The sequence below is a fragment of the Spirosoma utsteinense genome, assembly GCF_014282275.1.
Taxonomy (GTDB): domain Bacteria; phylum Bacteroidota; class Bacteroidia; order Cytophagales; family Spirosomataceae; genus Spirosoma; species Spirosoma utsteinense.
Map to the genome: position 1 here is coordinate 1 of NZ_VFIA01000108.1, position 3,368 is coordinate 3,368.

At 45.7% G+C, this 3,368-nt stretch carries 4 protein-coding genes; all 4 read left to right on the top strand.

What is annotated here, in order from left to right; all coding sequences use genetic code 11:
• The first annotated feature begins 164 nt into the window (after positions 1–164).
• The 4 genes from FH603_RS27760 (at position 165) to cas1b (ending at position 3,174) form a co-directional block, all read left to right on the top strand.
• Positions 165–1,019, top strand: a complete 855-nt coding sequence (locus FH603_RS27760) for a helicase-related protein (RefSeq protein WP_186742547.1) — start codon at positions 165–167, stop codon at positions 1,017–1,019.
• On the top strand, positions 1,019–1,522 hold the full coding sequence (gene cas4, locus FH603_RS27765) for a CRISPR-associated protein Cas4 (protein WP_186742558.1): 504 nt from the start codon (positions 1,019–1,021) through the stop codon (positions 1,520–1,522). The genes FH603_RS27760 and cas4 overlap by 1 nt, the downstream gene beginning before the upstream one ends.
• Before the next feature lie 84 nt (positions 1,523–1,606).
• Positions 1,607–1,978, top strand: coding sequence for a GxxExxY protein (locus tag FH603_RS27770; RefSeq protein ID WP_186742561.1), 372 nt, complete (start codon positions 1,607–1,609; stop codon positions 1,976–1,978).
• 158 nt (positions 1,979–2,136) lie between these two features.
• Entirely contained in the window at positions 2,137–3,174 is a 1,038-nt protein-coding gene (gene cas1b, locus FH603_RS27775) for a type I-B CRISPR-associated endonuclease Cas1b (protein WP_186742563.1), read from the top strand.
• Positions 3,175–3,368: the final 194 nt, after the last annotated feature.

Genomic DNA, 3,368 nt, shown 5'->3' on the forward strand with positions numbered 1-3,368 from the left:
AACGTTTGCGGGCTGTTCTTGAAGCGTTATTCACGGGTCGGCAGACAGTCATCGAGTTGACTTGCTTTCCCTACATTCTGAATGCGTCTTTATGATTTTGAATTAGTATAAAACGTATCCGGCACGAACTTATCTGCCACCCGGAACATAAGATTTTCAATGCGTTGACTCTCATTACGGATATTCTGAAAGAAGGGAACAAGACGGTACTTATCATCGTCAACAATGTAAAATCGTGTCAGGAGCTAGCTAAGGTATTCGATACGTATGGACCTAAGCTTTTACATGGCGGGTTTCACCGTGAAGAACGAACTGAGATTGAAAAGGCTATTACGAATAACGATAGGTTGAAACGCCCTCGTTTATTGATTGCCACTCAAGCTGTAGAGGTCAGCCTAGACATTGATTATGATATTGCATTTATCGAAAATGCACCAATTGACGCGTTGATACAACGATTTGGGCGGGTTAACAGAGCTGGCCAAGGGAAGAAGCCTTCAGAAATTCATCTCTTTGAACAGAGCATAGGCAACATCAAACGTATCTACGATGAAGCTATTGTTAAAGAAACGTGGAGAGTCTTGTTAAATCTTGATGGACAAGAACTGTCTGAGCAACATGTAGTAGATGCCTGTGATGAAGTTTATGTAAATGGTTATACAGACGAGCAGGAACGAAATTTTCAAATCGGTTTTACCCATGATCGTATTACCGACTTTGAAACGTCTTTCTATGCAGGTGATTGGTCCGATTGGGTAGAAGAGGTAATTGAAAACAGTAACTTAAAGATCGACGTCTTATGCGATAACCTTAGAGGTGAATTTGAGAAAAGACGTAGCGACGGAAGATACATTAAAGCTAGCCAACTATTTGTGCAAGTGTATCCGTGGGAATGCCCTAAAGAGCAACAAGATAAGATAAAAGACAAGCAAGAGACAATTGTTGCGACTAATCTGAAGTACGAGCCAGGTATTGGTTACCAGCGCATTGAACGCTCGCCCGATTTTAACTTTCTATAATGCTCCCTACCGCCACCCTCGTCAACTACCTGCATCTCTGCCATCGCAAACTCTGGCTCCATGCCAATCACATCCGTATGGAGCATACCTCCGAACTGGTGAGCGAGGGAAAGCAACTACACGAACACGCGTATCCACAACGCGCCGAACGTTACCGCGAAATTACACTCGATGGTTCAATCATTGACTTCTACGACCCCTACGATAAAGTTGTCCACGAAATCAAAAAATCGGACAAGCTGGAGCATTCGCACATTGCCCAAGTGCAATTTTACCTATATCTGTTACGAAAGAACGGCGTGGAGGGGGCAACCGGATTGATTGAATATCCAAAACTCCGGCAGACCCAACCCGTGTTGCTGACGGATGAAGACGTGCCTATGGTGGAAGGCTGGATGCGGGACATTGAGCAGATTGTCGATAGTGAAACGTGCCCCGGTCGTATCGCTAAGTCGAAATGTCGGTCGTGCAGTTATTTTGATTTTTGTTACGTGGAGGAATAATTTCTGACAGGATTAACATGATTTACAGGATTACTTTTTCATAAGGCACCGTCCTACAAAGAATTAAATCCTGTTAGAAAGACCATGCAACACGACGAGCTTACTCACCAAATCATTGCTGCTTCGTATGCTGTTCATAATACACTAGGGCCGGGTTTTCTGGAAAAAGTCTACGAAAACGCGCTTTATATCGAGCTGCTCAATCGAGGAATTTCGTCCAAACAGCAGGTGGGTATACCCGTATTTTACCGTCAGGTTCAGGTAGGCGATTACGTAGCCGATATGCTGGTTGAGCAATGTGTATTGATCGAACTCAAGGCAGTGGAGACAACCCATTCCAAACACGAAGCGCAATTAGTAAACTACCTAACAGCTACAGGGCTTAATATTGGTCTGCTTATAAATTTTGGGAGTAGCGTGACGGTAAAGCGCAAATATCGAACGTTTAAAAAGTAGACAGGTAAGGACTTTCTGACAGGATTTACTGGGTAAACAGAATTTTTCTATTTCGCTGTAGCCTGATCGTCAGGGCTATTCTTACTGCGCTCGTTCTGGACAGGATGAACATGATTTTCTATTTAATCCTGTCAATCCTGCTAATCCTGTCAAAAAACATGAAACAACCGAAATACCTGTTCAATGCTGGCCGGATGAGCCGGAAAGACAACACCCTGAAATTTACGCCCGTCGACGAGGCCGGTGTAGAGGGGCAACCGCGCTACCTGCCCGTTGAACAGCTAGGGGATTTGTATGTATTCGGTAGTTTGGACGCTAACAGCGCGCTATACAATTTCCTGGGGCAGGAGGGCATTGCCGTCCATTTTTTCAACTACTACGAGCATTATACGGGCTCATTCATGCCACGCGAATATCTGCTGGCGGGCAAGATGCAGGTCGACCAGACGAAGCACTACATGGCGGCAAAAAAGCGGATCGAAATTGCCCGTCGGTTTGTGGAGGGGGCGGCTAATAACATTTTGCGGGTATTGAAATACTATGATAACCGCGACCGGGCGACCGGTACGCCGGAGCGTGAGGCCAAAGACTTAACCGAGGCTATTCGTACCATCGACCGTTTACTGACCAGCGTTCCAACCGCTACGGATGTGCCGATGTTGATGGGCATCGAAGGCAATATCCGCCAAACCTATTACGGTTGTTTCGACGCTATTGTAGGAAAAACGTTTTGCATGGACGGGCGTAGCAAGCGCCCACCCCAAAACGAACTGAACGCCTTGATCTCCTTCGGCAATATGCTCTGCTACACGGCTTGCCTGAGTACGATTTACCACACGCAATTGAACCCAACAATTAGTTTCTTACACGAACCGGGTGCCCGTCGCTATTCGCTGGCGCTGGATCTGGCCGAGGTGTTCAAACCAATTTTGGTCGATCGACTGATTTTTCGGATGATCAACAAACGGCAGTTGCAACCGTCCGATTTCCGATCGGAGGTAGGTGGATGTGTGTTAAAAGATGCCGCGCGAAAACGCTTCGTACAGGGTTTCGATGAACAGCTAAAAGAAACCATCAAACACCGGGCGTTGGGGCGTAGTGTCAGTTATCGGCACTTGGTGAAGCTGGAATGTTATAAATTACAAAAGCATTTATTGGGTCTGGAGGAATACCGACCGTTTAAGGCCTGGTGGTAAATCTAATCTTGAATGAGAGAATGATAGAATTAGCGAATAGCTGAGAACCATTCCCGCATTCTATCATTCACTCATTCAACTTGTATTATACTAATTCAAAATCATAAAGACGCATTCAGAATGTAGGGAAAGCAAGTCAACTCGATGACTGTCTGCCGACCCGTGAATAACGCTTCAAGAACAGCCCGCAAACG